Source organism: Roseovarius sp. A-2, assembly GCF_002072155.1.
Classification (GTDB): Bacteria; Pseudomonadota; Alphaproteobacteria; order Rhodobacterales; family Rhodobacteraceae; genus Roseovarius.
Map to the genome: position 1 here is coordinate 47,116 of NZ_BDIY01000012.1, position 23,656 is coordinate 70,771.

Annotated in this window: 22 protein-coding genes and 1 tRNA gene; 13 read left to right on the forward strand and 10 right to left on the reverse strand. The window is 62.8% G+C overall.

Translation table 11 applies throughout. The annotated features are described in order from the left end of the window. Positions 1–56: 56 nt before the first annotated feature. From BHD06_RS14030 to BHD06_RS14045, 4 genes are read right to left on the reverse strand one after another with little or no spacing between them, the layout of a single operon-like run. Positions 57–1,280: a class I SAM-dependent RNA methyltransferase gene (locus BHD06_RS14030; RefSeq protein ID WP_080457605.1), complete on the reverse strand. Its 1,224-nt coding sequence runs from the start codon at positions 1,278–1,280 to the stop codon at positions 57–59. Continuing rightward, positions 1,277–2,422, reverse strand: coding sequence for a CCA tRNA nucleotidyltransferase (locus BHD06_RS14035; RefSeq protein ID WP_080457606.1), 1,146 nt, complete (start codon positions 2,420–2,422; stop codon positions 1,277–1,279). Before BHD06_RS14035 ends, BHD06_RS14030 begins: the two co-directional genes overlap by 4 nt. Next, positions 2,419–3,042, reverse strand: coding sequence for a CoA pyrophosphatase (locus tag BHD06_RS14040; RefSeq protein ID WP_080457607.1), 624 nt, complete (start codon positions 3,040–3,042; stop codon positions 2,419–2,421). Before BHD06_RS14040 ends, BHD06_RS14035 begins: the two co-directional genes overlap by 4 nt. Further along, positions 3,011–4,006 carry an Hsp33 family molecular chaperone HslO gene (locus tag BHD06_RS14045; protein ID WP_080457608.1) on the reverse strand — a complete coding sequence of 332 codons (996 nt, stop codon included), beginning with the start codon at positions 4,004–4,006 and terminating at the stop codon, positions 3,011–3,013. Before BHD06_RS14045 ends, BHD06_RS14040 begins: the two co-directional genes overlap by 32 nt. Positions 4,007–4,084: 78 nt before the next feature. Here BHD06_RS14045 and BHD06_RS14050 point away from each other — a divergent pair, with 78 nt between their 5' ends. Next, complete coding sequence (locus tag BHD06_RS14050) at positions 4,085–4,528, forward strand: NUDIX domain-containing protein (protein WP_080457609.1); 444 nt, start codon at positions 4,085–4,087, stop codon at positions 4,526–4,528. Here the strand turns inward: BHD06_RS14050 and BHD06_RS14055 are convergent. Further along, entirely contained in the window at positions 4,503–5,786 is a 1,284-nt protein-coding gene (locus BHD06_RS14055; protein ID WP_080457610.1) for a PP2C family protein-serine/threonine phosphatase, read from the reverse strand. The two genes, BHD06_RS14050 and BHD06_RS14055, sit on opposite strands and share 26 nt — an antisense overlap. A gap of 141 nt (positions 5,787–5,927) precedes the next feature. On the opposite strand from BHD06_RS14055, the gene BHD06_RS14060 reads away from it, so the two are divergent. Next, a complete protein-coding gene (locus BHD06_RS14060) occupies positions 5,928–6,263 on the forward strand; it encodes an Hpt domain-containing protein (RefSeq protein ID WP_080457611.1) in 336 nt (111 codons plus the stop codon). Here BHD06_RS14060 and ilvA read toward each other — a convergent pair. Continuing rightward, positions 6,260–7,498 (reverse strand): threonine ammonia-lyase IlvA, encoded by a 1,239-nt coding sequence (gene ilvA, locus BHD06_RS14065; protein ID WP_080457612.1) that lies wholly within the window; start codon positions 7,496–7,498, stop codon positions 6,260–6,262. The genes BHD06_RS14060 and ilvA overlap by 4 nt on opposite strands. A gap of 105 nt (positions 7,499–7,603) precedes the next feature. Between ilvA and BHD06_RS14070 the strand changes: the two genes are divergently transcribed. Beyond that, positions 7,604–8,830: an argininosuccinate synthase gene (locus BHD06_RS14070; RefSeq protein WP_080457613.1), complete on the forward strand. Its 1,227-nt coding sequence runs from the start codon at positions 7,604–7,606 to the stop codon at positions 8,828–8,830. Here BHD06_RS14070 and BHD06_RS14075 read toward each other — a convergent pair. After that, on the reverse strand, positions 8,820–9,539 hold the full coding sequence (locus BHD06_RS14075; protein ID WP_080457652.1) for a sulfotransferase family protein: 720 nt from the start codon (positions 9,537–9,539) through the stop codon (positions 8,820–8,822). The genes BHD06_RS14070 and BHD06_RS14075 overlap by 11 nt on opposite strands. A gap of 118 nt (positions 9,540–9,657) precedes the next feature. Between BHD06_RS14075 and tmpT the strand changes: the two genes are divergently transcribed. After that, positions 9,658–10,296, forward strand: coding sequence for a thiopurine S-methyltransferase (gene tmpT, locus BHD06_RS14080; RefSeq protein ID WP_080457614.1), 639 nt, complete (start codon positions 9,658–9,660; stop codon positions 10,294–10,296). On the opposite strand, the gene BHD06_RS14085 is transcribed toward tmpT, so the two are convergent. The 3 genes from BHD06_RS14085 to BHD06_RS14090 all read right to left on the reverse strand — a co-directional run bounded on the left by BHD06_RS14085 (position 10,293) and on the right by BHD06_RS14090 (position 11,577). Beyond that, positions 10,293–11,129 carry a bifunctional allantoicase/(S)-ureidoglycine aminohydrolase gene (locus BHD06_RS14085; protein WP_080457615.1) on the reverse strand — a complete coding sequence of 279 codons (837 nt, stop codon included), beginning with the start codon at positions 11,127–11,129 and terminating at the stop codon, positions 10,293–10,295. The genes tmpT and BHD06_RS14085 overlap by 4 nt on opposite strands. Before the next feature lie 84 nt (positions 11,130–11,213). Beyond that, positions 11,214–11,378, reverse strand: coding sequence for a hypothetical protein (locus BHD06_RS23775; RefSeq protein ID WP_176214360.1), 165 nt, complete (start codon positions 11,376–11,378; stop codon positions 11,214–11,216). 123 nt (positions 11,379–11,501) lie between these two features. Next, positions 11,502–11,577, reverse strand: a tRNA-Thr gene (locus BHD06_RS14090). Between the two features lie 283 nt (positions 11,578–11,860). Here BHD06_RS14090 and BHD06_RS14095 point away from each other — a divergent pair. The 9 genes from BHD06_RS14095 (at position 11,861) to BHD06_RS14135 (ending at position 23,641) form a co-directional block, all read left to right on the forward strand. Continuing rightward, complete coding sequence (locus tag BHD06_RS14095) at positions 11,861–12,331, forward strand: DUF302 domain-containing protein (protein ID WP_080457616.1); 471 nt, start codon at positions 11,861–11,863, stop codon at positions 12,329–12,331. 210 nt (positions 12,332–12,541) lie between these two features. Next, positions 12,542–13,918 carry a tetratricopeptide repeat protein gene (locus BHD06_RS14100; protein ID WP_080457617.1) on the forward strand — a complete coding sequence of 459 codons (1,377 nt, stop codon included), beginning with the start codon at positions 12,542–12,544 and terminating at the stop codon, positions 13,916–13,918. A 36-nt stretch (positions 13,919–13,954) separates the two neighbouring features. Continuing rightward, on the forward strand, positions 13,955–15,184 hold the full coding sequence (locus tag BHD06_RS14105; RefSeq protein ID WP_080457618.1) for an OpgC family protein: 1,230 nt from the start codon (positions 13,955–13,957) through the stop codon (positions 15,182–15,184). Further along, complete coding sequence (locus tag BHD06_RS14110) at positions 15,181–16,686, forward strand: glucan biosynthesis protein (protein WP_080457619.1); 1,506 nt, start codon at positions 15,181–15,183, stop codon at positions 16,684–16,686. Before BHD06_RS14105 ends, BHD06_RS14110 begins: the two co-directional genes overlap by 4 nt. Next, entirely contained in the window at positions 16,674–18,557 is a 1,884-nt protein-coding gene (gene mdoH / locus BHD06_RS14115) for a glucans biosynthesis glucosyltransferase MdoH (RefSeq protein ID WP_080457620.1), read from the forward strand. The genes BHD06_RS14110 and mdoH overlap by 13 nt, the downstream gene beginning before the upstream one ends. 539 nt (positions 18,558–19,096) lie before the next feature. Beyond that, complete coding sequence (locus BHD06_RS14120) at positions 19,097–20,227, forward strand: TRAP transporter substrate-binding protein (RefSeq protein ID WP_080457653.1); 1,131 nt, start codon at positions 19,097–19,099, stop codon at positions 20,225–20,227. 78 nt (positions 20,228–20,305) lie between these two features. Beyond that, positions 20,306–20,890 carry a TRAP transporter small permease subunit gene (locus BHD06_RS14125; RefSeq protein WP_080457621.1) on the forward strand — a complete coding sequence of 195 codons (585 nt, stop codon included), beginning with the start codon at positions 20,306–20,308 and terminating at the stop codon, positions 20,888–20,890. Further along, positions 20,887–22,308: a TRAP transporter large permease subunit gene (locus BHD06_RS14130; protein WP_080457622.1), complete on the forward strand. Its 1,422-nt coding sequence runs from the start codon at positions 20,887–20,889 to the stop codon at positions 22,306–22,308. Before BHD06_RS14125 ends, BHD06_RS14130 begins: the two co-directional genes overlap by 4 nt. Continuing rightward, positions 22,298–23,641: an amidase gene (locus tag BHD06_RS14135; protein WP_080457623.1), complete on the forward strand. Its 1,344-nt coding sequence runs from the start codon at positions 22,298–22,300 to the stop codon at positions 23,639–23,641. Before BHD06_RS14130 ends, BHD06_RS14135 begins: the two co-directional genes overlap by 11 nt. The last annotated feature ends 15 nt before the right edge of the window (positions 23,642–23,656 follow it).

Genomic DNA, 23,656 nt, shown 5'->3' on the forward strand with positions numbered 1-23,656 from the left:
GTTTTGCGGCATTTTACACTGTTTCCACGGTTTTGTGGTAGCGATTTCTTTGCTGATTATTCCGTGTTAAGCGTAAAACCTGCAACAAGTTCGACATGCGCCGACCAGCGAAATTGATCAATCACGCGCACCGGTCCGATCAGGTAGCCCTGTGACATCAGATGACGCGCGTCGCGGGCAAAGCTGAGCGGGTTGCAGGACACATAGGCCAGGCGCGGCAGGCGGGCGCGGGCAATTTCGGCGATCTGCGCCTCGGCCCCGGCGCGGGGCGGGTCGATCACCGCGCCGTCAAAGCGCGCCAGCTCATCCGGCAGGAGCGGGCGGCGGAAGAGATCGCGCGCCTCGGTGGTGACGGGCTTGAGGCCCTGCGCGTGTCGCCAGCCCGCGTCGAGTGCCTCGATCATGGCGCGATCGCCCTCGACCGCATGAACGGGTGCGCGACGCGCCAGCGGCAGCGCAAAGGTGCCGCAGCCCGCGAACAGGTCGACGATGCGGGTGGCATCATTCAGAATCATCTCTGTTTCTGCCAAAAGGGCGGCTTCACCCTCTGCCGTGGCCTGAAGGAAGGCCCCCGGCGGAGGTGTCACGAGGGCAGAGCCAAAGCCTTGTTGCGGCGGGCGGCGGGTGACCACCACCTCGCCGTCCCAGGCCAGCCGCGCCACATCATGTTTCTGCGCCAGCCCCGCCAGAGTGATACGCAACGGACCATCCAGCGGCTTGCCCCCGTGCACCGCCACGTCGAGACCACCGAGAGAGAGCGTGACACTCACGGCAAGCGGGGCCTTGCGGCTTGTCCCGTCCAGCGCCAGATCCTCAGCCAGCGGCAGAATCGGCATCAACTCGGGGTGCAGCAGGCGGCAATCGGGGATCTCGATGATCGTGTCGCTGCCGCGCGCGTGAAAGCCCGCCATCGCGCCCTTTTTCGTGCGCCGGGCGGCCAGTGTCGCCCGGCGGCGGGAATTCGGGAGGGAGGTGTAAACAGGCCCTATCTCGGCGGAAATATCATGCGCGGCGAGCGCGGTTTCGATGACCTGGCGTTTCCACCGCGCGGTGAAATCATCTGATGCGTGCTGCAACTGACAGCCTCCGCAGGATTTGAAATGCCGACATGGTGGCGCCACGCGATCCGGCGAGGGGGTGACAATGCGAATATCGCGCAGGGTCTGACCGTCGGGCGTGCCGGTTATCTCCTCACCCGGCAGGGTGAGCGGTGCGAAAAGCGGGCCCTCGGCGATTCCGTCGCCCTGATGGCCGAGGCGGTTGATCTGATGGGTCGTCATAGCAGGTCCTCACGGCTTAGTGTGAAACACGACGCGATCCAGCGATCCTCCAGTTCTTGCAGCTTTTGGCCAAGGGCGGGACCGGTGTAACCCGGCATGAGATCGGCAGGCTTGACCGGAAACGTGGCCGTCGCACCGCGTTCGAGTGTCTCCGAGGCCTTCGGTCCAAGCGGAGTATCGAGAAGAGCGGCCCGCAGGAGCAGCATATCCATGCCATCCGTCACGCCGTACCGATATCCAAGCTCGGCGGGCGGCATGGTGGAGGACGCACCGTTGCGCAAGAGCGCGAGCCGCCTGGCCTCGGCCCGTGACAGGCGCAGACGGTCGGAAATACCCTCACCGCCCAGTGCAGCAAGACGGCGCAGGGCATTTGGGGCCGTATTTGTCTCTGATTCAAGATGCACGAGCGGCGCGAGGGGCCGTGCATCCGCCCCCGGCAGGATCGTCGAAAGCACGCCGGTCATCTGCATCGCGGCCACCGAGGGAGCAGGATCGGGCGCGGCAAGCAGTTTGCGCATTTCGGCCCCGACACGCTCGCGCGAGAGCCCGGCCAGACCGCCGAGATGGGTGGCGCAGGCGGCGAGCGCGTCGGGGTCGAGACCGGCCTCTGCATCACCATAGCAGGCATGAAAGCGAAAAAAGCGGAGGATGCGCAGGTAATCTTCCTTGATCCGTGTCGCGCCATCGCCGATGAACCGCACGCGGCGGGCGATCAGATCGTCGATGCCGCCCAAAGGATCGATCACGGTGCCGTCGGGGCGGGCATAAAGCGCATTCATCGTGAAATCACGGCGGCGGGCATCGGCGTGCAGGTCCGTGCCAAAGGCCACCCGCGCGTGCCGCCCGAACGTATCCACATCCTCGCGAAAGGTGGTGACCTCATGCGGCGTGCCATCTGAAACCACGGTGACGGTGCCGTGGTCGATGCCGGTGGGCACGGGTTTCAGCCCGGCATCGGCGGCAAGCTGCATTACAGCTTGCGGCAGCGCATCCGTGGCGATGTCGATATCGCCGACTGGTATCCCCAAGAGCGCGTTGCGCACGCAGCCGCCGACGAAAAGCGCCTGGTGCCCGGCCTCGGTCAGCGCAGCGCAGACCGCCTGCGTGGCGGGCGCGGTGATCCAGCTGCCCGAGAGCTTCATCGCGGACCTGCCATTTCGGCCATGTTGCGCAGGATGCGCGCGGTTGCCCCCCAGATGTAATAGGGACCGAACGGCACCGAGTAATAGCGCCGCCAATCCCCGCGCCAGCGGCGCTTTTCGACCCTGAACCGGCCTAAATCCAACAAATGCGCCAACGGCACCTCGAACACTTCTGCAACCTCGCCGACCTCTGGCACCGGGGTAAAGGGCGCGGAAATACGGGCCAGAACCGGCGTCACGTCAAAGCCGGTTACCGTCTCGTGCCGGGGCAGAAAACCGAGCGTTTCGACTTGGGCCGGATCGAGGCCGATTTCCTCCTGCGCCTCGCGCAGGGCGGTGGCGGTGATATCGGGGTCGGCCGCATCCTGTTTGCCACCCGGAAAGGCGATCTGGCCGGGGTGATGCTTGAGCGCGGAGGACCGCTTGGTGAGGATCACGCGCGGCATGCCCCCGCTGCAAAGCACCGGTACCAGCACCCCTGCGGCGCGGAGTTTGCGCCCGGGCGGCAGGCGCACCTCGGGGTTCAGGTCATAATCGGACGACCCCGCGCGCCCAGACCCGAGCGCCGCGAGGATTGGGGCAAGCGGGTCACGCACCGTCACCGGGCCCCTTTGGCGCATCGAACCCCAGCGTTGCGGGATCGAGCCGGTAATGCGCGCCGCAGAACTGGCAATCAGCAGTCACGATCCCGTCATCGGTGGTCATCTTTTCAATGTCCTTGGCCGAATAGATCGACAGGCTGTTGCGCACGCGCTCTTCTGAACAGGTGCAGCCAAAGCGCACCGGTTGCAGGTCGAAAACGCGCGGAGCCTCTTCGTGAAACAGCCGCACGAGCAGGTCCGTGGGTGCCACGGACGGCCCGATCAGTTCGAGATCCTCGACCGTATCGAGCAGCATGTTCGCGCGATTCCAGTTCTCGGCATCGTCACCATCGACGATATCGCGCGCCTGCAATAGCCCTTCCTCGCCCGACCCGCCGCCGCTGGCAAAGGGCGAGGCCTTGGGCATGTGTTGCAGCATCACGCCCCCGGCGCGCCAATGCTCCACCCCGCCCGCCTCGTGCGATTTGCCAAAGCTGAGGGCAAAGCGCGTGGGCAATTGTTCGGACTGGGCGAAATAGGCCTCGGCGCAATTGCGCAACGCCTTGCCCGCGATCGGGGTAATGCCCTGATAAGGCGTCATTCCCTGCCCCTGATCGAGCAGAACGGCGAAATATCCCTCGCCCAACTGCCCGAACGGTGCGCCATCGTTGAGCCGGTCAGGATCAAAGCTGGCGTAGGCGCGCATACGCGCTGGCTCGCCCTCTTCTGATGGCCCGAAATAATCGGTGGCGATCATCTTTACCGCGCCCTTGGTCTGGACCTGAAGCGACAGCTTCCACCGCAGCTTGATCGTCTGGCCGATGAGCGCGGTCAAAAGCGCCATTTCGGCGATCAGCGCCTCGACCTGCGGTGGGTAATCATGCTGTTTCAGGATACCGTCCAGCACCCCGTCGAGCCGCGCCACGCGGCCCCGGATATCGGCATGATCGAGCTGGAACGGCAGGATCGTATCGTCCCAGGCGATTTTCTGTCCAAGAGTCATGGGGTTTCCTTATGCGCCTTGGTTCGGCATATCGCGTGTATGTAGGCAGGACAAGACGGGGCACCAAGGGGGCAAGCCATGATCCGGAGATTCGGCGAGGCACCGCGTCACGATGTGCGCTACCGGTTGCGGCCCGGGGTCTATGCGATTCTGCCGCGGGGTCGGCATCTGCTTGTGACGCATCAGGCCGAGCCGGTGCCGGAACTGCAATTGCCGGGCGGCGGGATCGACCCGGGCGAACATCCGCTGCGCGCGCTGCATCGCGAGGTTTACGAGGAAACCGGCTGGACCATCGCGCGGCCCCGTCGGATCGGGGCATTCCGGCGGTTCACCTATATGCCGGACTACGGGTTCTGGGCGGAAAAGCTCTGCGTGGTCTACCGCGCCGATCCGGTGCGTGCCCTCGGCGCACCGACAGAGCCGGGACATCGCGCGGTCTTGATCACTCCAGAGAATGCGGCAGAGCAGCTTGGCAATTCAGGGGACCGGCATTTCGTCAGCCGGGCATTGGATCTGGCCTGAATTCCAGCAGAACTGCGGAGATATCGTCCTGAAAATCCGCGTCCCCGGCGAAATCCGACAGTTTCCAGATCAGAGATTCGAGAAAGGCGGGGCCGCGTGTCTGGCGCAGATCGCGTAGGATGCGGGCAAGCCCTGTCTCGTCGAGCAGCGCACCATCGCGCGCGGCACATTCGGTGATGCCGTCAGAATGGATCATGAGCCTGTCACCGGGGGCCATCGTGACCTCGAACTGCTGGAACTCGGCGGCGTCGATCAGTCCCACGGGGAGGCCGCCCTGACCGATGAACTCCACCGCACCGCCCGCGCGTTGCAGCGCCGGGTAGGGATGCCCCGCCTGCGCGATGACGACATGGCCACTCTGAAGGTCGACATCGGCGAGCGCGATGGTGAAATAATGCTCGGTCTCCATCTCGGACATGATCACACGGTTGAGCATGGCGATCGCCTCGGCGGGGGGGCGTGGGGCAAAGCCGCCACAGTGCGTTTTCTGCAAGGCGAGGTTCTGTTCGGGTACCGAGGATGACAGATATCCCGCCAGCCGCGCTGTCATCAGCGCCGAACTGATACCATGTCCGGACACGTCGATCCCATAGAGACCGATGCGGCCCTCGCTAATCGGGAACATGCCAACCAGATCACCACCCACATGCCCCGCCGATTGCAAAAGCAATGACACCTCGGCTGTGCCGAAATCGCGATACCGTTCGCTGACCAGTGATTGTTGCAGCTTCTTGGCCTCGATCAGGTCGCTGTCGAGTGAATCATAGAGCGATTGCAGTTCATCGAGGGTAGAGGTGATCAGCCGGTTCTTGTCGGTCAGCTCCCGCTCCATCTTAAGGATGCGCGCCCCGGCGGCGATGCGGGCGCGCAATTCGGCGGCATTGATCGGTTTGGTCAGAAAGTCATCCGCCCCGGCATCGAGGCCGAGCGCCACCTCGTCCTTGTCGCTCTTGGATGTCAGCAGGATGAAATAGCCATAGCTGTCGCGGGCCATGTCGCGGAACGCCCGGCAGAATTCCAACCCGGTCATGCCCGGCATCATCCAGTCGCTGAGCACCAGATCAGGCGCGTAATCGGCGCAGATCCGGAGCGCGGAGCCGCCCGAGTCCGCCTCGCGCACGTCGAAGCCCCAGCGCTGCAGCGAGGCAGTCAGGATGCGGCGCTGCGCGCGGCTGTCATCGACGACAAGCACGCGGCGGATGACATTGCCGCCTGTCTCCACCCGTCCGCTTTCTGGTCTGAGCACCCGCACGATCATCCCTTTGTCCTGTTCCTCCCTGCGATAGCGCGGACGGGCTTAACGATGGGTAAAAGCTAAAACTGTGCAGGTTTCGATGTGCAGATTAACATTATCGAAGGGTTTGACGGGCACTGTTACAGGATTGAAGGAGGGCGGAGCATGATCGACTGGAACCGCGTTCGAATCCTGCGGGATGAAATCGGGACCGATGCGTTCGAAGAGGTCGTCGAGTTGTTTCTCGAAGAGGTCGAGACCGAGATAGAGACGCTGCGCGCGCCGGATGCGGCGCTGGATATCGAGGCGCAGTTGCATTTCCTTAAGGGCAGCGCGCTCAATCTCGGTTTTGCCGATTTCTCGGATCTTTGTCACCGTGGCGAGGGGGCCGCCGGCGCGGGTCGGGCGGCAGAGGTGAATCTGGAGCAAGTACTCGACTGTTTTGACCGGTCCAAGGCGGCGTTCCTGGCCGGGCTGACGGCAGAGGTGGTCGCCGCCTAGATCAGGAACTCCGCCAACACCTCGTCACGGGTGATGTCGCGGTAATCGAACCCGGCATCGTCCAGCTTGCGCAAGATATGAACGAAATTCTCGGGGCGCATCGTCTCGATCCCGATCAGGACGGAGCCGAAGTTGCGCGCCGACTTCTTGAGATACTCGAACCGTGCGATATCGTCCTCTGGGCCAAGTATCTCAAGGAAGTCGCGCAAGGCTCCGGGGCGCTGCGGCATGCGCAGGATAAAGTATTTTTTGACCCCCGAGTAGCGCTGCGCGCGTTCCTTGACCTCGGGCAGGCGTTCGAAATCGAAATTGCCGCCCGAGGTGACGCAGACCACGGTCTTGCCCTGGATCACGTCGCCCATGTCCTTGAGCGCATCGACGGCGAGCGCGCCTGCGGGCTCCAGCACGATACCCTCGATATTGAGCATTTCCAGCATCGTGGTGCAAAGCCGGTCCTCGTCGATCACCCGGGCCTGCGCGGGATCAAGATCGGCGAGGCGCGCAAAGGTGCGCTTGCCAATCTGCGCCACGGCGGCCCCGTCGGCGAAATTATCGACATGGCGCAGGCGCACCGGTTCCCCGGCGGCAAGGGCCGCGGCAAGACAGGCCCCGCCCGCAGGCTCGATCAGTGTCAGGTTGACGCTATCGCCCATGTAGCTTCGCACCCCGGCCGATAGCCCGCCACCACCCACCGGCAGGATCAGGTGATCGGGCATGCCACCCAACTGCGCCTCGATCTCGACGGCGACGCTGGCCTGCCCTTCGATCACGTCCTCGTCGTCGAAGGGAGACAGGAAATGCCCGCCCACCTTGGTGCAATAGGCCTGGGCGGCCTGCAGCGTGTCGTCGAAATAATCGCCGGTCAGGCGGATCGACACCGCATCGCCCCCGAATTTCTCGGTCTTGCCGATCTTTTGCTGCGGTGTCGTGACCGGCATGAAAATCACACCCTTAACCCCGAAATGCCGACACATGAAGGCCACACCCTGGGCATGATTGCCGGCACTGGCGCAGACGAATTGCGTGATCTCGGACCGCGCCGCCAGAGCCTTGCGCATGGCGTTGAACGCGCCGCGCAGCTTGTAGGAGCGCACCGGGCTCAGATCCTCGCGCTTGAGCAGGATCTCGGCCCCGTAGCGATCCGACAGGTGATCGTTGCGTTGCAGCGGCGTCGGCTCGAACACGGCGCGCATGGCGGCCTCGGCTTGGCGGGCGTTATTCTGGAACTCGGTCATCCCGTTTCAGTGCCGCAATCGGGGCGTGCTGGCAAGGGGCGCATCTTGCCCCGGCACCGAAAACCGGCTAAGCGCGCTGCGATATCCGCGAGAGAGGGGAAACACATGTCCGCGCCCAAGAAAGTTGTTCTGGCCTATTCCGGGGGTCTCGATACCTCGATCATCCTGAAATGGCTGCAGACCGAATATGGCTGCGAGGTAGTGACATTTACTGCCGATCTGGGGCAGGGTGAAGAGCTGGAGCCAGCGCGGGAAAAGGCGAAACTCCTCGGGATTAAAGAGGAGAATATCTATATCGAGGATGTGCGCGAGGAATTCGTGCGCGATTTCGTGTTTCCGATGTTCCGCGCCAATGCGCTCTATGAAGGGCTCTATCTGCTGGGCACCTCGATTGCCCGTCCGCTGATTTCCAAGCGTCTGGTCGAAATCGCGGCCGAAACCGGCGCCGATGCCGTGGCGCATGGCGCGACCGGTAAGGGCAACGATCAGGTGCGGTTCGAACTGGCGGCCTATGCGCTCAACCCCGATATCAAGGTGATTGCGCCCTGGCGGGAATGGGACCTGACCAGCCGCACACGACTGCTCGAGTTTGCGGAGAAAAACCAGATCCCGATCGCCAAGGACAAGCGCGGCGAGGCACCGTTCTCGGTCGATGCGAATCTGTTGCACACCTCAAGCGAGGGCAAGGTGCTGGAGGATCCGGCGGAGGCCGCGCCAGATTATGTCTATCAGCGCACGGTCAGCCCCGAGGCGGCCCCCGATACCCCCGAATTTATCGAGGTGACGTTCGAGAAGGGTGACGCGGTGGCGATCAATGGCGCGGCGATGAGCCCGGCCACGATCCTCACAAAGCTTAATGAATTGGGCGGCAAGCATGGCATTGGGCGGCTCGACTTCGTGGAAAACCGATTCGTGGGCATGAAGTCGCGCGGTATTTACGAGACCCCGGGCGGCACGGTTCTGCTGGAGGCGCATCGCGGGATCGAGCAGATCACGCTCGACAGCGGTGCAGGGCATCTCAAGGATTCGCTGATGCCGCGATATGCGGAGCTGATTTACAACGGTTTCTGGTTCAGCCCCGAACGCGAGATGTTGCAGGCGGCCATCGACAAGAGCCAGGAACATGTCAGCGGCACGGTGCGGCTCAAGCTCTACAAGGGGGCGGCGACGACCGTCGGGCGCTGGTCCGATCACAGCCTTTATTCCGAGGCACATGTGACCTTTGAGGAGGATGCCGGGGCCTATGATCAGAAGGACGCGGCGGGCTTCATTCAGTTGAATGCGTTGCGGCTGAAATTGCTGGCCGCGCGCAACAGGCGCCTCAAGGGCTGAGGGCCACAGCGCGCAGTCGGTCATAGGCGGGCATCGCCGCCTCGGCCAATGCGGCGCGCGCACCATCAAGCGCGGGCGGGGGCCCCTCGGCGGCGGCAAAGCCGGTGCTGTCATGCACCGCCCCGTACCAATGCGCCGCCCAGACCCCGTCATCAGCATGGCCACCGCGCGGCCACGCGAGCATGGAGGGCGTCCAGTTCAGGCCGATGGCGGCGCAGAGACGTTGCAGCATGGTCTCGGGGTCACGGCGGATATCGGCGGAATCGATGACGACTGGCGATTGCCCTGCGGATACCAGTTGATCGTAAAGCTCAACCTGCTGGACAAAGCCGATATCGGCGAGCGTCGGGTTGTCATACTTGGCCGAGAAACTGGCGGCGACGCGCGCCGGGTGGCGGATGAGAAAAACGTTGGTCAGCTCATTCACCCAGTCGCGCGGCACGCCGGGAATCATGTGCTGGGCCATGTGTTTCTGATAGAAATGCGGCTTTTGGGCCGGAACAGGACCTAATAGACCTTCCACCACGCGCAGGGGGTCTTGCGGCTGCGCAGCCATGATCGCGTCGCGCATCGGGTGATCGAGCCTGGTCTGCGCGAGGTAGGTGGCATAGAATGGCTCATCCACCACGGCACAATCGCCACGCGCGGCAAAGCTGTACATCATGGCGGTGGAAAGGTTCCGCGGCCCGGACCACGTGGCGATGCGCATCTCAGCCCCGCCCGGCAATGTGATCATTCGTCATCGTCAATCGCCCATCCCCCATGTTCACGGCATGCTAATCCTGTCTAGGATCGTCGAATCACCGATGCAACAAGAGAGGCAGGCAATGGACGCGAAGTTCTGGCATGATCGCTGGCAAGAGGGGCGGCTCGGCTTTCACGAGGGAAAGGTCAACCGGCTGCTGGAGGCGCATATCGGCGCACTGGCGCTGGGCGAGGGCGCGCGGATCTTTGTCCCGCTCTGCGGCAAGGCCGTCGATATTCCATGGCTGTTGTCGCGCGGCTATCGTGTGGCCGGGGCCGAGCTGAGCGAGATCGCGGTGCGCGATCTGTTTGACGAAATGGGCGTAACGCCAGAGGTCACCGAATTGGGTGCGCTTCGGCGCTACGTGGCGCAGGGTGTCGAGATTTTCGTGGGCGACATCTTCGATCTGACCGCTGAAACGCTTGGCGCGGTGGACGCGGTCTATGACCGCGCCGCGCTCGTGGCCCTTCCGCAGGAGATGCGCCGCCGCTATGCCGCGCATCTGGCCGCGATCACGGAACGCGCGCCACAGCTTCTGGTGACCTTCGAATACGACCAGTCGGTGATGCCGGGGCCGCCCTTTTCGCTAAGCGAGGCGGAGGTGCGCGCCTGCCACGCCGAACGCTTCACCATCGCCGAACTGGCGGATGAGGAGGTGCCGGGCGGCCTCAAGGGCATATGCCCGGCGCGGGAAAAGGCGGTGCTCCTGCGGTCGCGCTAGGCACCGCTCACCGGCCCCAAGGCCATGTGGCGATTGACATCCTTGTAGAGCAGGTAGCGGAAGGGCCCCGGTCCGCCCGCATAACAGGCCTGCGGGCAGAAGGCGCGCAGCCACATGAAATCGCCGGCCTCGACCTCGACCCAATCCTGGTTGAGCCGGTAGACCGCCTTGCCCTCGAGGACGTAGAGCCCGTGCTCCATCACATGAGTTTCGGCAAATGGGATGACGCCGCCGGGCTGAAGGGTGACAATGGTCACATGCATATCGTGGCGCAGATCCTCGGGGTCGACAAAGCGGGTGGTGGCCCAGACTCCGTTTGTGTCGGGCATCGGCGTGGGGGCGATGTCCCGCTCGTTCAGAATCAACGGTTCGGGCGCGTCGAGCCCATCGACCCACTGATACCGCTTGCGCAGCCAGTGAAACCGCACCGCCGTATCGCCGTGATTTCGCAGTGTCCAGGCAGCACCGGGCGGGATATAGGCGTAGCCACCCTCGGCCATGTCATGGGCCTTGCCCTCGATGGTCAGGTGCAGCGCTCCCTCGACGACGAAGAGCACCGCCTCGGTGCCCGGTTCGGTCTCAGGGCGGTCGCTGCCACCGCCGGGCTGCACCTCGGCGATATATTGCGAGAATGTCTCGGCAAAGCCTGATAGCGGCCGCGCGATCACCCAGAAGCGCGCCTTGTCCCAGAACGGTAGCAGGCTGGTTACGATATCGCTGAACGTGCCCTTGGGAATGACGGCATAGGCCTCGGTAAAGACGGCACGATCCGTCAGAAGCTGGGTTTGCGGTGGCAGTCCGCCCTGCGGGGCGTGGTAGCGGGGCGGGTGCATTGCGGGCCTTTCATGATCCTGTGATAGGTTGCTTATGCCATGCCGCGCGGGGCCGACACATCCCCGGGAATATTTGAAAGCCTCTCAGCAAAAGCCGGAAACTGCGCCGACGCGGTCCAGCGGGGCGTCCGGACAAAGGCTCTTGCGCGATTCCGGTAGATCGGCGGCGGCATCGCCCGCGATATGCCGCGCAACAACGGTGTCGCTGTAGCTCGGTTGGTAGAGCACGTCATTCGTGATGAGTGACACTGCACGAAATTTTTAAAACATCATCAAGACGTTAGGTGTTTTCGAGAATCGCGTCTTTGAGAGTACTTCGAGAATTTTCAGTTGCGCACGTTGTTGCGCTTTCGCATCGCCAAATGAAGCGGATGGTGCCTCAAGAGGGACTCGAACCCCCGACCTTGTCCTTACGAAGGACCTGCTCTACCAGCTGAGCTATTGAGGCGGACCGTTCGTGCGTTTAAACGCAGGGGGAGGCCCGATCAAGCGATTTCACATGGAAAGCGGAGAGAATCTCGTCGTCCTTAGGGTCTGGTCGCTCACATTCCATGATGGAGCACCAGTCGCCGCACGACCGCGAAGAATTTGTCTCATAGTGCGCCCTTCTGGTTGTCACAGATCAGTAGATCATCACACACTGGGCCTAAGCGCCCGGGCTCGCGGGTACGTGATTTGCTGCGGCGTATAGTTCCGCGTAGCCCTCCGGGTATCAATACGGAGGTGTATTCATGCGACCATTTCTGAAACTTCTCGCAATCCTCACCATCCTTGCCGCGCCGGCGCAGGCGCTGGAGCCGCGCGAGGGCTGGGTGATCCACGACACGGGCAAGAGCTTTGACGATCTGGTGCAGGCGGTGCGTGACGCGGTGAGTGCTGCGCCTATTGCCGTGGTCACACAGGCGAGCGCCTCGGACGGGGCGCGGATGCAGGGGCACAGCATCCCCGGCAACCGGGTCTTCGGCCTCTACCGCAATGATTACGCCCGTCGCATGTTGGAGGCGAGCGTCGCCGCCGGGATCGAAGCCCCGATTCGGATGTACGTCACCGAAGACGCCGACGGCACCGCGAGCCTGAGCTACAAGGCACCGACGGCGGTTTTCGCCCCTTATTTCGACGAGGGCGGAGATACGCTGCGTGATCTGGCGGCGGAACTGGATGGAATTTTCGAAACTGTCGCGGAATCCGCCATCGCCGAGTGATCTTTGGGCGGCGGGCGGGCTCCTGTTCTAGCTCTAGGCAGAAAGACGCCTATTTCGTTCGTCTTATGCGGTAGCAAGCCTGCCCTGGTCCCGTGATATGCGTTAAACTGCGGATAACGTATTGGTGAGGACCGCCCCGCACTTGTTGCGGGTGTCATATATAGCGGGCTAGCTGAGACTTGAGTGATTGCCGAAAAAGGATACCGGGCCATGCGTCATGATCAATTCGGGTGCGAGATTTCCGTATCATCCGCTACCGCCCTTGCGGCATGGGACAAGTTGGTGCTGGCCTTTCTCGCCCATGCCGCGACAACGCCCGAACATCTTGGCACGGTGCTGAGCGAGGCCCCGGAATTCGCGATGGCGCATGCCACCAAGGGGCTGTTCCTGCTGATGCTGGGCCGCAGGGAGATGAACGAGACCGCGCAGGAGGCCTATCAGGCCGCTCTTGCCTGCGCGCGGGAAGGCAATCCGACGGCGCGCGAGATGGGCTATGTGCGCAGCTTGGGCGCATGGCTCGACGGGCACCCGTCCGAGTCGGTGCGCGAGATGGAGGCGGTGCTGGCGCGCTGGCCCGAGGATGCGCTGGCGATGAAGATCAGCCACGCCATCCGGTTCATCCTTGGCGACCGGCACGGCATGCGCGCCTCGCTTGAGGCGCTGTTGCCCGCCTATGACGCGCAGAATCCAGCGCGCGGCTATCTGTTCGGCTGTCACGCTTTTTCGCTCGAGGAAACCGGCGATTATGCCCGCGCCGAGACCGCCGGGCGCATGGGGCTGAGCCTGTCGCCCGACGATGCCTGGGGGCTGCACGCGGTGGCGCATGTCTTTGACATGACTTGCAACGCGCGCGCCGGGCTCGACTGGCTGGAGGGCCGCGAAGGGGCCTGGGCCCATTGCAACAACTTTCGATACCACGTGTGGTGGCACAAGGCGCTGATGCATCTCGATCAGGGCGAGTTAGAGTCTGTCTTTGCCCTTTATGACCACGAGATTCGCCAAGACAAGACCGACGATTTCCGCGATATTTCCAACGGCACATCATTGCTGATGCGGCTGGAACTGGAGGGCCATGACGTGGGCGATCGCTGGGAAGAACTGGCTGATATCTCCGAACGGCGCTCTGAGGATGCCTGCCTGATTTTCGCCGATCTGCATTACATGCTGGCGCTGGTTGGCGACAATCGCGAGACGGCGATCAAGCAGATGATGGCGCGCATGCATCGTGACGCGAAAAAGACCAACGCGGGCGAGTTGATGGCGCGCATGGCGAATCCTGGCCTGTCGGCTGCGACGGGGCTTGAGGCCTTTGGGGAAGGGGATTACAAGACGGCGTTCCTCAACCTTGGAAGGGCGCGTCGTTCCATGCAACTGGTCGGGGGCAGTCATGCCCAACGTGATGTCTTTGAGCGGCTCACCATAGATTGCGCGATTCGCGGCGGCTTTCTGGACGAGGCAGAGACCATGCTCGAGGAACGCACGACGCAGCGCGCCGGGCGTCTCGACAGCTATGCAAGCACGCGGCTCGACCTGATCAACGTCTCGCGCGGGGACTGGGATGAGGCCGATCGCCTGCCCGCCGAGTAACCCCGACCCCACATTGCAAAAGGAGCCGACACCGCGATGACGAGTGTTGCTGATCCGGCCATGCTAAAGAGCCGCCCCAAAGAGGCGGTGGCCCCTGCCGCAACGACCCGCGATATCCGGCTGGATTTCTTTCGCGGGCTGGCGATGTTCATCATTCTCTGCGCCCATACCCCGAGAAATTTCTTTACCAGCTGGATACCGGCGCGATGGGGCTTTTCGGACGCGACCGAGATCTTCGTGTTCTGCTCCGGCATGGCCTCGGCTATCGCCTTTGGCCGCACCTTTGACCGGGCGGGATGGGCGCTCGGCTCGGGGCGCGTCGGCTTTCGCGTCTGGCAGGTCTACTGGGCGCATATCGGCATGTTCTTTGCCATTGCCACGCTGCTGGCGGCGTTCGATCACTTCGGCGATTTCGAAAAGACCTATATCGGCACGCTGAACCTGTGGAAGTTCTTTGCCGATCCGGGGCCGCAGTTGGTGGGGATCTTCACCCTGACCTATGTGCCCAACTATTTCGATATCCTGCCGATGTATATGGTCATCCTGGTGATGATGCCCCTGATGATGGCGCTGAGTCGGGTTAGTGTCTGGGCGGTATTCGCTGCGATGGGGCTGATCTGGCTCTTCGCGCAACGCGCCGTGCTTGACGCGCTGGGCCTGATTGACCTGCATCTGGGCTTCCCGGCAGAGCCCTGGTCGGATCGAAAATGGTTCTTCAACCCGTTCGGCTGGCAACTGGTGTTTTTTACCGGCTTTGCCCTGATGCGCGGCTGGCTTCCGAAACCGCCGGTGAACAAGGTTCTGATCGGGCTGGCGCTGGTGATCGTCATCGCCAATGTGCCGCTGTCGCATATCGGCATGCGCGAGCTTGGGTTTGACTGGGCGCGCGGCTGGCGCATCGCCAACTCGGGCCTCTTCAACAAGTCCGATTTCGGCATCCTGCGATACGTGCATTTCCTGAGTCTCGCCTACCTGTGCTGGGTGGCAGCGGGCGATGGTGGTGCACGACTGAAAACCGTCGGCACGGGGCTGTTGTCCCGGGCTTGGGGCGCGCTGCTCAGGATGATCCTCAAGGTCGGGCAGCAATCGCTCGCGGTTTTTGTGTTTTCGATGGCCTTTGCCCGGCTCTCGGGGTTCGTGATGGATCAAATCGGGCGCACGACATGGAACATGGTGGTGGCCAACTGCGTTGGGTTCGTATCGTTGATCCTCGTGGCCTACTCGGTGGCGTGGTTCAAATCACATCCCTGGCGAGGCGTAAAATGATCCGGCGTGACGTTTTGAAATCCTTTGGCGCGTTTGCGCTCTGGCCCGGTCTGGCGCAGGCCGGGTCCGGCACGCCCTTTTCCGAGGAGGGGCTGCTTGATCTCGCGCGCGAGGTGGCGGCGAATCCTTATGCCGAGCGCCCGAGCGTGCCCGAGGCATGGCGCGACCTGACCTATGATCAATATCGCGCCATCCGCTTCGATACCGATCAGGCGATCTGGGCTGGCACCGACACGACGCTGGAATTCGACGTGTTTCCGCCCGGCCTCTATTTCCCGCGTGCGGTTGAGGTCAATCTGGTCGAGAACGGCCAGACGCGGCGGCTCGATTTCGACCTGTCGCTTTATGAAAAGCACGAAATCGTGCCGGATCTGCCGACCGAAGGGGACTTGGGATATTCCGGGGTTCGTCTGCGCGCCGAGTTGGAGAAGCCAGGGATCTTTCAGGAATACGCGGTGTTTCAGGGGGCCAGCTATTTCCGGGTGATCGCGCGCGATCTGGTTTACGGCCTGTCGGCGCGGGGGCTGGCGGTGAATACCGGCGGGCCGGAGGGTGAGGAATTTCCTGATTTCACCCGCTTCTGGATCGAGAAACCGGCCCCCGGCGTCAGCATCCACAAGATGCATGCTCTGATGGAAAGCCCGTCGGTGACCGGGATTTACCATTTCACGATGCGTCCCGAGGGGGCGGAGACCGAGGTGGATGTGCGTTGCACGCTGATGCCGCGCGTGCCGCTGGAGAATGTGGGCATCGCGCCGCTGACGTCAATGTTCTATTTCGACGCGACCAATCGCCACCAGTTCGATGATTTCCGTGCCGGCGTGCATGACAGCGACGGGCTGAGCATTCTCAATGGCAACGGTGAGATGCTCTGGCGGCCCTTGGCCAATCCGCGCGATCTGCAAATCTCCAGCTTCGTGGACACCAACCCGCAGGGCTTTGGCCTGTCGCAGCGGTCGCGCGCCTATTCGGATTTCCACGATTTGGAGGCGCATTATCATGAGCGCCCAAGTCTGTGGATCACCCCGGGTGAAGAGTGGGGGCGTGGTGCGGTCACGCTGGTCGAGATCCCGACCGACAAGGAGATCTACGACAATATCGTGGCCTATTGGCGCCCGCGCGAGCCGCTGGCCGAGGGGACCGAGCACAGTTTCAGCTATGGCATGACATGGACCGGCGGCATCGAGGAGAAAAAGCCGGTGGCGCGGGTGATCGAGACCCGGATCGGGCGTGGTTTTCCCAATGACCTGCGCAAGGTGGTGACGATTGATTTCGCCCCGCATGACGCGCTGCCCGAAATGTATGATGACCTCGTGGTCTATGTGTATTCCAGCCGGTTGGAGATTGCCGGGGGTTTCGTGCAGCGCAATCCCGAAACCGGCGGTCCGCGCCTTGCCTTTTCGTTTGACCCGGGTGAGGTGACGGCGGCTGAAATCCGTGCGCAGCTTTTCCACGAGGGGCGCGGCGTGTCGGAAGTGTGGCTGTACCGATGGACCGCCTGACCCCCTTTCCCGGCGCGGCGCATATGCCGCCTCCTGCCCCTCTGGATCACCCGATTCAGAGCCTGAGTCGGGTGCATCGCGACCCCAACGCGCCTGCATGGCGGCCCAATCTCAATTACTGGTGGCGGCGCGCCGCTACGTTCCTGCCTGCCACGCTGATTACGGGCGCGCTTGGTTTTGCCTTTGGCGAGTGGCTTTCGGTGGGGGGAATGTGGTGGCTGGAATGGGTGCTGCTGGCGCTGGTGATGGTCACGTTCTTCTGGATCGCGCTGGCCGTGGGCACGGCGACGCTCGGACTGGCCTGTCACATGATGCACAAGCGCGCGCAGGCGCGTGCCACGCCCGCACCGCTGAGCGTAGCGCTCTTGGTGCCGATCTATAACGAGGACACGTCCGAGGTGTTCGGCAATGCCTGCGCCATGATGTCGGCGCTGCGCGCGGCAGGGGCTGCGCACTGCTTTGACCTGTTCATCCTGTCAGACACGCAGGATGCCTCTGTCGCCATGGCCGAGCAACGCGCCTTTGCCACGCTGCGCGCCGCGCTGCCCGCAGATTGCGCGGTCTGGTATCGCCGCCGGGTGCGCAATACCGGGCGCAAGGTGGGCAATATCGGGCAATGGCTGGAAAACTGGGGGGCGGCACATGACGCGATGCTGGTGCTCGATGCCGACAGCCTGATGAGCGCCGAGGCGATTGTCGCGCTGTCGGACGAGATGTCGGCCGATCCCACGGCGGGCCTTATTCAATCGGCGCCGCTGGTTGTGGGCTCGGACACGCTCTTTGGCCGGATGCAGCAGTTTTCGGCGGCGGTCTATGGCACGCTGCTGTCCGAGGGGCTGGCGGGATGGACCGGCTCCGAGGGCAATTACTGGGGCCATAACGCCATCCTGCGCACCCGCGCCTTTGCCGATTGCGCGGGGCTGCCGGAGATGCCGTCGCTGATCGGGCAGGGCGGGCTGATCCTGAGCCACGATTTCGTTGAGGCGGGGCTGTTGCGCCGGGCCGGGTGGGCGGTGCGATTCATGCCTTCGGTCAAGGGTAGCTACGAAGAGCCGCCCGCCACCCTGATCGACTATGCCCTGCGCGACCGGCGCTGGTGCCATGGCAACCTGCAGCATCTCAGTCTGCTGGCCACGCGCGGCTTTCATGCCGTCTCGCGGTTCCACCTTTTCCACGGCGCGATGAGCTATCTTCTGTCGCCCGCATGGTTCGGCCTGCTGGTGGTCTGGGCGCTTCTGGGCAATGGGCATAACAGCGTGATCAGCTATTTCTCGATGGAAAACCCGCTATACCCGGTCTGGCCGGAAATGAGCCGGGTGAGTTCGGTTCTGATCCTGCTGTTTATGTACGGCATGTTGCTGGCGCCCAAGCTGATGGGCGCGATGGCGCTTGGGCTTACGGATGTGTCGATCCGCAGTTTTGGCGGGGCGCTGCGGTTCACCGTGTCGTTGGTGGTGGAGATCGTGCTGTCGATCCTGTTCGCGCCGATCATGATGGTGCAACAGCTTGTGGCGGTGCTGCGCTCGATCATCGGGATGCGACCGATCTGGTCACCGCCGGCGCGCAAGGGCGGCGATTACAGCCCCGGCACGGTGCTGAAATTTCACCTGCTGGAGACGGTGAGCGGGGCGCTGCTGTTCGCGGGCATGGCGGCGGGCACGGTATCGCTCTGGCTGTTGCCGATCGCGATAAGCCTGGTCGCCGCCGTGCCGCTTTCGATGCTGTCGGGGCTACGTCTGGGGGATTGGCGCGGGCTGCGTCATGTCATGGCCACGCCAGAAATGATCGACACCCCGCCGATCCTGCTGCTTGCCCGCAACCACCGCACGCTGTTCCGCGCGGCGGAGATGCCGCCGATGGCGGCGGAATAGGGGCCGTCGCTCGCGTTCGCGTGTGCAGGATTGATATCCGGTTTCGGTTTCTCGCATCGACAACGCGTCCCGACGCCTCTAGTCTGCCCTGCGAAAGGGACCGTTTCATGCCTCTTCCCCAGCCTGTCTATGCCTCGCGGCCCTCTGGCTTTGATCAGGCGACGCTATCCGCGATCCGCATGGATGCCCGCCCGGAGAGCTAACAGATGAGGCCGAGGTGCTGGAATTTTTTCAGTGCCTTGCAGATCAGGCGGTGGTGGCGCGGCACGATACGTGACCTGCTACATGCCTTTGGATGTCCGGTAGCGGTATAATTCGACGTTAGATTGTCGAGCGGCCGGGCCTGCAAGCGGCGATGCACTTTAAATCCCGTAAATCACGTGCTTTGGTCAAGTTATATTACCAGAATACTTGTTTTTGCATCGCCAATCTTTACGATGGCGCGGGTGTGGTAGGCATTCAGCACCGAATCGCCTTTGCAATTGACGTGCGCCTGCCATCGGACACGACTGATGCATACGCATAAATGGGAGGATACCATGACAGACAAGGCGAAGTTTGACCGCCGTACGTTCCTGCGCCGCGCGGCGGTAGGGGCACCGGTGGCTGCTGCGAGCACGCTCGCGGCACCGGCGGTATTGGCGCAAGCGCCGATCGTGCTGAAAATGCAGACATCCTGGGGGGCCGGGAACATCTGGCAGGAATTCGCACAGGATTATGCCGACCGGGTGGAGGAAATGTCCGGTGGCCGTCTCAAGATCGACGTGCTGCCCGCAGGCGCCGTCGTGGCTGCGTTTCAGGTTCTCGATGCCGTGAATGACGGCGTCCTTGATGCTGCGCACTCGGTGCCGGTCTATTGGTACGGCAAGAACAAGGCGGCCTCGCTCTTTGGCACCGGCCCGGTCTTTGGTGGCTCGGCCACCACGATGCTGAGCTGGTTCTACGAGGGCGGCGGCAAGGCGCTCTATGACGAGTTGACGCAGGACATTCTGGGCATGGACGTCGATGGCTACATGGGCTTTCCGATGTTCGCGCAGCCCTTCGGCTGGTTCAAGGGCGAGGTTAACACTGCCGAAGACCTCAACGGCTTCAAGTATCGCACCGTGGGCCTTGCGGCGGATCTGCTGCAGAGCATGGGCATGTCGGTGGCGCAGCTTCCGGGTGGCGAGATCGTCCCCGCGATGGAGCGAGGCGTGATCGACGCGTTCGAGTTCAACAACCCGTCCTCGGACAAGGATTTCGGCGCGCATGACGTGGCGAAGAATTACTACCTGTCGTCCTACCACCAGGCGTCGGAAAGCTTCGAGTTCCTGTTCTCCAAGTTCACCATGGAAGAGCTGGACCCGGATCTGCGCGCGATCCTGAAATACGGCGTCGAGGCCGTGTCGACCGCGAACACCGCCAAGGCGATGCGTCGCTACTCGGCCGACCTCAAGTGGCTGCAGGAAGAGGCGGGTGTCACCGTGCACCGCACCTCGGAAAACATCCTGGCAGCTCAGCTCGAGGCATGGGACAAGCTGATCCCGGAACTAGAGGAAGATCCATTCATGAAGAAGACCCTCGACAGCCAGCGCGCCTGGGTCGAGCAGGTCACCTTCTATGAGCTGATGAACGCGCCGGATCTGGAGCTGGCCTACGATCACTATTTCCCGGGCAAGCTCAATCTCTGAGTTCGGGCAAAGACCTGATTGAAACAGGCCCCGGCGCAAAAAACGCCGGGGCCGCTTTCCAACTAACGGGGGCATCTCGTGATCGGTTTCATACGCTTCGCCGACAACCTGTCGGCCTGGTTCGGCAAGGCTTTTGCCTGGCTCATTGTCCTGATGTCGGTGGGGACCGGCTATGAGGTGGTTTCGCGCTACCTGTTCAACGCGCCTACGGCCTGGGCGCTCGATGTGTCGTTTATCATGTATGGTACGCTGTTCATGATGGGCGGTGCTTATACATTGTCGCGGGGCGGTCATGTGAGGGGCGATTTCCTCTATCGTCTGTGGCAGCCGCGCAATCAGGCCAAGATCGACTTTGTGCTTTATATACTCTTCTTTTTCCCAGGCGTAACCGCGCTGATCTTTGCCGGCTGGAAATATGCCGCAGCCTCATGGTCCTATAGCGAGGTGTCGGTCAACAGCCCGGCCGGCGTGCCGATCTACCAGTTCAAGACGGTGATCGTGGCCGCCGGTATCCTGCTTTTCATTCAGGGGATAGCGCAGGTCTGCCGCTGCATTCTGGCGATGCGCACCAACGAATGGCTACCCGCTGACGAGGATGTCTTCGAGACCGAAGACCTGTTGATGCAAAAGGCCTCTGAGGCCGAAAAGGACGCACATCCATGACCGATCCGCAAATCGCCCTGATGATGCTGGGCCTGTTCATCGTCTTTGTGTTTCTGGGCTTTCCGATCGCCTTCACGCTCATGGCCATGGGCATCGGCTTTGGCTATTACGCCTATTTCCAAGAGCGCCGGATGTGGCGTGACTACAACCGCCTTGACGAGGAGTTGGCCAGCACATGGGATCAATGGTCCCTCTGGCTGGAAGGGTTCTTCAACAACCGAATATTCGATCTGTTCGTGAACCAGACATTCACGGTGATGTCGAACGAGGTTCTGACCGCCGTGCCGCTGTTCTTGTTCATGGGCTATATCGTCGAGCGTGCCAACATCGTGGACCGGCTGTTTTCCACGCTCAACGTCGCGGCCAGGAACATGCCCGGCTCGATGGGCGTCGCCGCACTGATCACCTGCGCGCTGTTTGCGACCGCCACCGGCATCGTCGGCGCGGTGGTGACGCTAATGGGCCTCTTGGCGCTGCCCGCAATGCTCAAGGCGCGCTATGATCCGTCGTTTGCGAGCGGCATCATCTGCGCGGGCGGCACGCTGGGCATTCTCATTCCGCCCTCGATCATGCTGATCGTCTATGCGGCGGCCTCGAACGTGTCGATCGTGCGGCTTTACGCGGCGGCGCTGTTGCCGGGGCTGGTTCTGGTGGGGCTTTACCTGACCTACGTGATCGGGCGTGCGATCATTCAACCATCGGTCGCGCCGAAACCCAGCAAGGAAGAAGTGCCCGACATCCCGATGACCAAGCTCATCGCGATGATCGTGACCTCCTTCGTGCCGTTGGCGTTCCTTATTATGGCGGTGCTGGGCTCGATCCTGTTTGGCCTCGCGACGCCGACCGAGGCGGCCTCGATCGGGGCGCTGGGCGGGATCTTCCTCGCCTTCGTCTACCGGGCGATGACGTGGCAGCGGATGCGTGAGAGCGTCTATCTCACGGTGCGCACCACGGCTATGGTCTGCTGGCTCTTTGTCGGTTCCTACACCTTCTCGGCGGTGTTCTCCTATCTGGGCGGCGAGCATATCATCTCGGACTTCGTGCAGGGGTTGGATCTCAGCCCGCTGGAATTCCTGCTCTTGGCGCAGCTGATCATCTTCCTGCTCGGCTGGCCGCTGGAGTGGTCCGAGATCATCATCATCTTCGTGCCGATCTTCCTGCCGCTGTTGCAGTTCTTCGAGGTCGATCCGCTGTTCTTTGGCATCCTCGTGGCGCTGAACCTGCAAACCAGCTTCCTGACGCCTCCGATGGCGATGTCGGCCTATTACCTCAAGGGGATCGCGCCACCGGAGATCAAGCTGACGCAGATTTTCTCGGGCGTGATGCCGTTCCTGTTCTGCGTGTTCGTCTCCATGGCGCTGATGTATATCTATCCGCAGATCGTCTTCTATTTGCCGGAGCTGATGTATGGCGGATAAGATCGACATGCTCTCGCTGGACGCTTGCGCCTTGCGCGAGCGTCTGGCCTCCGGGGCGCTCAGGGCTGTTGAACTGATCGAGGCCTGCATCGCCCGGATCGAGGCGCGCGAACCCGAGGTGCAGGCCTGGGCATGGTTCGATCCCGACTTTGCCCGCCACCAGGCCAGGGCGCTCGATGCGCATCGGCAAGCGGGGCGGGCGATCGGCCCGCTACACGGACTGCCGGTGGCGCTCAAGGATATCATCGACACCGCGAAGATACCGACCGAGAATGGCTGCGTCCTCGATCAGGGGCGCGTGCCGAACAAGGATGCGGCTTTGGTGGAGCGGCTCAAAGCGGCGGGCGCGGTGATCATGGGCAAGACGGTCACCACCGAACTGGCCTATATGCAGGCGGGCAAGACCCGCAATCCGCACAATCCCGGGCACAGCCCTGGCGGGTCGTCCTCTGGCTCTGCCGCCGCGGTGGCCGACGGGATGGTGCCGCTCGCGGTGGGCACACAGACCGGCGGCTCGGTGATCCGGCCTGCCTCCTATTGCGGAGTGACCGGGTTCAAGCCCAGCTTTGGCGCGATCCCGCGCACCGGCGTGCTAATGCAGTCGCCGACGCTCGATACAGTGGGGGTGTTCGCCCGCACGCCCGCCGATGCGGCGCTGCTGACGCAGGTGCTGATGGGGCATGATGCGGGCGACAGGGCGACGTCGCCGCAGCCCGTGCCAGACCTGCCGGGCATCGCGCAGTCCAAGCCGCCGGTGAAGCCGGTCTTTGCCTTCGTCAAGCCGCCCGGCTGGGCCGAGGCCGACCCGCAGCTTCACGCCGCCTTTGCCGAACTGACCGAGGCGCTTGGCGATCAGGTCTTCGAGGTGGATTTGCCCAAGGCTTTCGACGAAGCTGCCGAGGTGCGCGAGCGGATCAATTTCGCGGAGATGGCGCGCTATTACTACCGCTATTCCAAGCAGAGCGACACGCTCGGCCCTCGCACGCAGGAGGCGCTGACCAAGGGCAACGCGATCCTTGCGCGCGATTATCTTGCCGCGCTCGACTGGCCGGATGTGCTTTATGCCGGTCTGGACGAGATCTTCGAGCGCTGCGACGCGATCCTGTGCCCCGCCGCCACAGGGCCCGCCCCCGAGGGGCTGGAGTTTACCGGCAGCGCGATCTTCAACGGGCTCTGGACCCTAACCGGCGTGCCGGCCGTGACCGTGCCCGCCTTCACATCCGAAAACGGCCTGCCGATGGGCGTGCAGTTGGTCGCCACGCGCGGTCAGGATGCCCGGCTCCTGCGCTCGGCGAACTGGTTTCACACCTGGCTTCACGATGCCGGGGACTGACGAAAGGAAGACGAT